Here is a 5,598-nt window from a genome sequence, read left to right on the forward strand (position 1 = left end):
TATACTACTAGTGAGGATTGAATCCTGTATTGTACAGGGCTCGATCCTTTTAATTTCGTCTTAATTCGTTTGTGATTGTAATAATGAATGTATTTTTCTAATTCTAAAGTGAAATGTTTTACACTGCAAAATTCGTTAAGATATAATAATTCAGACTTTAATAAACCAAAGAAGTTTTTCATAACTGAGTGAACCCTTACCTTGTAAATACTCATTAACAACTGTAATCTTTTGATCAAATGTTAATTTGGCCATAAAAAAACTACACCTCCGACTGTTAGTTGTGTCTAACAATCGGGGTGCAGTTCATACTGTGGCTTTTTTCTTTTTCTTTATTTAATGAAAATATGAATAAAGAAAGGACAGATCAATGAAGCAAAAATCGCGCTCAATGTCATTGTGATTGAGCTGATTGCTTGTTCAACCTCCCCATATTCAGCTGCTTTTGTAGTACCAATCCCATGTGAGGCTAGGCCGTATCCTACACCGATCGCTATTGGATGATCAATTTTAAGAAGTGATAGTATATAAGGTCCAAAGATTGCTCCCGAGATCCCTGCAATCATGACATACACTACAGTGAGAGAAGGGATTCCGCCAATAATTGAAGTAATGCCCATTGCAACTGGAGTCGTGACAGATTTAGCTGCTAAAGATAAAATGACACTTTCCTTTAACCCTAACCAGATCGACAAACAAACACCCGAAATGAAACCAATAATAGTTCCAGAAAATACACTGATAAAAATAGTTAAAAAATGAGTCTTTAAACGTTTTTTATGCTCGAATAACGGGTACGCAAATGATACGACTGCAGGTCCTAGTATCATATTAATCCATTTACCACCATTCATATAACTATCATATGAAATGTTAAAACTACTTAAAATAAGAATGATGACAAAGGTAGAAGTCGTAATAGGGACAAGTAAAGGAAAAGAAACATGTGAATATAGTTTTTTTGCTAATAAGTATAAAATGATTGTGATCGCGATAAACAGTATACTATTTGCCATTCAATTCACTCCTTACTAGCTGTTCCTTATTCTGCTCTTTTCGAGATGAAAGAAAGTAACTTAATGTAGTGGAAAAAACCATTGTTACGATTGTACTGATTAAGACAATCACAATTGAAATGAGTCCAGAACCATTTAATAAAGAAGAATACTGAATAATACCTACTGTAGCTGGAATGAAAAATAACGTTAAATGCTTGTTTAAGAAATTGCTTCCTTCTCGAACCCACTTCTCTTTAAAAATAGGGATATTCAATAAGCAAAATAATATAAACATGCCAATTATGCTACCTGGGATCATTAAATGAAACTTGTTTTGTATAGTACTGCCGATAAAGTTTAAACAGTAAAGGAAACCGATTTGAACGATTATATAAGCATATTTCATATTCAACATCCTTTTTTGCCTAATTTGTTCTATGAAAATAATAATCTTTATATTGTACATTAAAAGACATGGAATTGTAACAATTTAGTCTTGCCTTAAAAAAATGCATGATTACTAAAAACGGTTTATAATAGATTTATTAAAACATATAAGGGAAGTTGTAAAAATGAATTCTTTTGTCGCTTTTGATTTTGAAACTGCCAATTATAATCGTCATAGTATTTGTGCGGCGGGTTTTGTATTTGTTGAAAATGGGGTCATTGTTGATCAAGTCTACTCGTTAATAAATCCTGAAGAAGAATTTTATTCTATGAATATTTCAATTCATGGAATCAGACCACGTGATGTAGAAGATGCTCCCACTTTCCCAGAATTTTATCGTTCAATACAAGATAAACTGTCAGGAAAGACGCTAGTTGCGCATAACTTACCATTTGATGGATACGCATTAAAAGATAATTTATCTCGATATGGTATTCCGTCTGTTGAGAATAATTTATTATGCTCATTGCAATTAGCTAAAAAAGTTTTACCGAAACAAAGTCGTTATTCATTAGACGTTCTATCTAATCAATTTGGGATTATGTTAGAAAACCATCACCATGCTTTAGCTGATGCAGAAGCATGTGCACGAATTTTCATACATCTTACGAAGAGAAATGAAATCATTAGCTTGGAAGATTTATATGAAAAAACGAGTATTTATTTTGGGCATATTAACCATTTTGAGTATAGATCATCACTTGTGAAACCGAAGAAACGAAAATTGGAGAAGAAAGTATGAAATTTATATCTTGGAACGTAAATGGAATTAGAGCTTGTGTACAAAAGGGATTTCTCGATTATTTTAAAGAACAAGATGCTGATATATTTTGTATTCAAGAAACGAAATGCCAAGAAGATCAGATTACGCTAGATTTTGAAGGATATCATCAGTATTGGCATTCTGCTATAAAAAAAGGATATTCTGGAACTGCAATTTTTTCTAAACACAAACCTCTAAATGTATATTATGGTTTTAATGGAAAAGAAGAAGACATCGAAGGACGTGTATTAACGTTAGAATTCGATACATTTTATATGGTTAATGTTTATACACCTAATTCTCAAAGAGATTTAGCTCGACTACCTTTTCGTTTAAGCTGGGAAGATGAGTTTAGTGGTTATTTAAAAAAACTTGATGCTCATAAACCCGTGATATTATGTGGTGATCTGAATGTTGCACATCATGAAATTGACCTTGCCAACCCAAAATCTAATAGTAAAAATTCAGGTTTCACACAAGAAGAACGCGGTAAAATGACAACACTTCTTGATAATGGTTTTACTGATTCATTCCGATATATGAATCCAACAAAAGAAGGATCATATACTTGGTGGTCATATATGAATAAAGTTAGAGAAAGAAACATCGGTTGGCGAATTGACTATTTTATCATTTCGAATAGACTTCAAACTAATTTGAAAAATTCAGAAATACATTCAAATATAATGGGAAGTGATCATTGTCCTATTATATTAACTTTAGACGATCATCTAATTAAATAAGTTGTACACTTTATAGGAAAGCTCATATTTTATATAGAGCTTTTTTTTATGGCTTAAATGATGTCTGATCAATTGCATGATTCACATCATTGTCCAGGAAGCTCAGCACACTCCCTACTTAAAAGTTAACATCAAGGAGTGGGGTATCAACAAAACTTTTTATCAAGGCCAATTAAAAGTAAGTCTTGCAATACAAGAACAAGGAAAAACGATAAATATATCGAAGTTAACGATAAGGTGGTCTAAAAATGAGTTATAAATGGATAGAATGGGCAATGAAAATTCAATCGATTTCAAAAAATGGATTAGCTTTCTCTAAAGATGTATTTGATATTGAGCGATACGAGCAATTACAACAACTGAGTGCTGAAATTTTGTCTGAATATAGTGAGTTAGAAATGGAATCAGTACTAAATTTATTTCATCATGAAAAGGGATACCAAACGCCAAAAGTAGATGTGAGAGGGGTTGTATTTAAAGACAATCAAATCTTACTAGTACGAGAAAAACATGACAATAAATGGTCCTTGCCTGGTGGATTTTGTGATGTCGGTTTATCTTCTTCTGAAAATATTGTAAAAGAAATAAAAGAAGAATCAGGGTATGAAGTAAAAGCAAAAAAATTGCTTGCCGTACTTGATATGAATAAACATCCACATCCACCTCAAGCCTATCATTACTATAAAATATTTATTCAATGTGACATAATAGGCGGAGAACCAAAAATAGGAATTGAAACACAAGAAATAGATTTTTTTGCAGAACATGCTTTGCCAAAACTATCATTAAGTAGAGTAACAGAATCTCAAATTCGTTTACTCTTTGAATATTTGAGTGATCCAAATAAAGAAACCGTATTTGATTAAAAGGAGACAGAATTTGAATAGTTATACGTCAATATTTAAAGAATTAGAAAATGAAATGAAAAAGGAACGGATTTCAGCATGTGTTATTTATAAGGAAAGTGAAATTCCATTTCAATATTATAAAAACATAAAGAGTGAGTCTAAGTTATTTAAGATTAACTCAGTAACAAAAAGTATTTTATCAATTTTAATTGGTATCGCAATTGATAAAGGAATCATTGAGAGTGTACAAACGCCGATTTCAATGTATTTCCCAACGATTGATCCAGGTAAGAAAGATATTACGATTGAACATTTGTTAACAATGACTGCTGGTTATGAATGGCCCGAATGGGGAGCATGGAATGGAAGACCATTTCCAATGATTAATAGTATGGACTGGGTTAATTATATTTTAGAGAAAAAAATCGTTGCTAACCCCGGCGAAAAAATGAACTATGATTCTGGGGCTTCACAACTTTTAAGCGCAATTTTACAAAAAGCAACTAAAAGTAAAGTATCAGTTTTTGCAGAGAACATGCTATTTAAGCCTTTAGGAATTCATGAATATCTTTGGCATGAAGATTCAAAGGGAATTAATATTGGTGGATTTGGATTAAGTCTGGCAACAAAAGATATGTTAAAAATAGGGATTTTAATGATGCAAAAAGGTGTATGGTTAGGAAAACAAGTGGTTTCTAGCGACTGGGTAGAGCAATCAACAACTGCGAAATATCATACGTATGATAATGTTGGTTCATATGGATATCACTGGTGGGTTTTATTAAACAATGAACTTAAAATAAACAATCCTCCAATTTTTTTTGCAATGGGATATGGAGGACAATATATTATCGTTTCACCTGAGCAAAAAATAGTGGTTGCATTTAATTGCGCAAAGTATATTGACTCATTTATACCTTTAAAGTTATTCCGGAAATATTTCCAGTAATAAGATTAATACGTATTAGTTTTAATAGGAAAAAGAAAACTAATTTTTTTATGAAAATATTGGAAATAGGAATTTGCACCATAAATGTCGAATTAATGTAAATGTAAAGAAATTAGCCTAATGTTGAATTGTTCTTTGAAAGGATGACTTCAAATGTTTTTAGTAAGAGAAGATTTTACAACGTTTATTAAAAAATATCCAATCATTACGTTTATGGTTAGTCTCTGTTCAATATTAGCATTACTAACTACAGCGGCCGGGGGATATTCTACTGAAAATATTTTAAAATTTGGTGGATATCAGTACGATTTAGTGCAACAAGGTGAATTTTGGAGACTTTTAACATATGCATTTATGCATGGTAACTACACACATTTTTTTATGAATATGACTTTCATGATTATTCTTGGAAGACCTCTTGAAAGTGCGCTAGGTTCTGTTAAATTTTTATTCTTTTATCTGATAGCTGCTTTGTTAACAGGAATCATACTTCATTTAGTTTATTCATCAAATATTGTTAGTTCAGGATCCTCAGGAGTTGGATATGGCTTTTTAGGAATTTATCTTTTCATCATCTTATTTCGTAAGAATATGCTTTTACTTGATGATCGAAAATTTATCTTAACATTTATTGCAATCGGCTTAATTTCTTCATTTATTATTCCTTCCTCTAGCTTAACAGGACATTTAACTGGACTGGTGATAGGGTTTATGATTTCCCCATTTCTATTAAATAAAACATCGACATTTGAGCATTCATTGAATGTATAAAAGTAAAAAAGACTAAATATTTGAATTATTAGAATTCAAAAAAACAAATGGGTTAAAGTGATATTTAACTCATTTGTT

The 5,598-nt window shown here is 31.3% G+C and carries 7 protein-coding genes and 1 pseudogene; 5 read left to right on the top strand and 3 right to left on the bottom strand.

The window, feature by feature from the left end; genetic code table 11:
- From V7056_RS05420 to V7056_RS05430, 3 genes and pseudogenes are all read right to left on the bottom strand, one after another.
- A pseudogene (locus tag V7056_RS05420) lies at positions 1-191 on the bottom strand (IS3 family transposase); the annotation flags it as partial.
- Positions 192-332: 141 nt separating this feature from the next.
- Entirely contained in the window at positions 333-1,016 is a 684-nt protein-coding gene (locus V7056_RS05425) for an LrgB family protein (RefSeq protein WP_499700009.1), read from the bottom strand.
- Positions 1,006-1,404, bottom strand: a complete 399-nt coding sequence (locus V7056_RS05430) for a CidA/LrgA family protein (RefSeq protein WP_499700010.1) — start codon at positions 1,402-1,404, stop codon at positions 1,006-1,008. Before V7056_RS05430 ends, V7056_RS05425 begins: the two co-directional genes overlap by 11 nt.
- Before the next feature lie 166 nt (positions 1,405-1,570).
- Between V7056_RS05430 and V7056_RS05435 the strand changes: the two genes are divergently transcribed.
- From V7056_RS05435 to V7056_RS05455, 5 genes are all read left to right on the top strand, one after another.
- Positions 1,571-2,188, top strand: a complete 618-nt coding sequence (locus V7056_RS05435) for a 3'-5' exonuclease (RefSeq protein ID WP_499700011.1) — start codon at positions 1,571-1,573, stop codon at positions 2,186-2,188.
- On the top strand, positions 2,185-2,952 hold the full coding sequence (locus V7056_RS05440) for an exodeoxyribonuclease III (protein ID WP_499700012.1): 768 nt from the start codon (positions 2,185-2,187) through the stop codon (positions 2,950-2,952). Before V7056_RS05435 ends, V7056_RS05440 begins: the two co-directional genes overlap by 4 nt.
- 248 nt (positions 2,953-3,200) lie before the next feature.
- Positions 3,201-3,818 carry an NUDIX hydrolase gene (locus V7056_RS05445; RefSeq protein WP_499700013.1) on the top strand — a complete coding sequence of 206 codons (618 nt, stop codon included), beginning with the start codon at positions 3,201-3,203 and terminating at the stop codon, positions 3,816-3,818.
- A 13-nt stretch (positions 3,819-3,831) separates the two neighbouring features.
- Positions 3,832-4,749, top strand: coding sequence for a serine hydrolase domain-containing protein (locus tag V7056_RS05450; RefSeq protein WP_499700014.1), 918 nt, complete (start codon positions 3,832-3,834; stop codon positions 4,747-4,749).
- 153 nt (positions 4,750-4,902) lie between these two features.
- Positions 4,903-5,520 (top strand): rhomboid family intramembrane serine protease, encoded by a 618-nt coding sequence (locus V7056_RS05455; RefSeq protein WP_499700015.1) that lies wholly within the window; start codon positions 4,903-4,905, stop codon positions 5,518-5,520.
- Positions 5,521-5,598: the final 78 nt, after the last annotated feature.

This window comes from Bacillus sp. JJ664, assembly GCF_036962205.1.
In the GTDB taxonomy this organism is placed as follows: domain Bacteria; phylum Bacillota; class Bacilli; order Bacillales; family Bacillaceae_G; genus Gottfriedia.

What these genes read in the sequence shown, in the direction of transcription:
- V7056_RS05425 (WP_499700009.1), bottom strand. Translation starts at nt 1,016, where the DNA reads ATGGCAAATAGTATACTGTTTATCGCGATCACAATCATTTTATACTTA.
- V7056_RS05440 (WP_499700012.1), top strand. Translation starts at nt 2,185, where the DNA reads ATGAAATTTATATCTTGGAACGTAAATGGAATTAGAGCTTGTGTACAA.
- V7056_RS05430 (WP_499700010.1), bottom strand. Translation starts at nt 1,404, where the DNA reads ATGAAATATGCTTATATAATCGTTCAAATCGGTTTCCTTTACTGTTTA.
- V7056_RS05445 (WP_499700013.1), top strand. Translation starts at nt 3,201, where the DNA reads ATGAGTTATAAATGGATAGAATGGGCAATGAAAATTCAATCGATTTCA.
- V7056_RS05435 (WP_499700011.1), top strand. Translation starts at nt 1,571, where the DNA reads ATGAATTCTTTTGTCGCTTTTGATTTTGAAACTGCCAATTATAATCGT.
- V7056_RS05455 (WP_499700015.1), top strand. Translation starts at nt 4,903, where the DNA reads ATGTTTTTAGTAAGAGAAGATTTTACAACGTTTATTAAAAAATATCCA.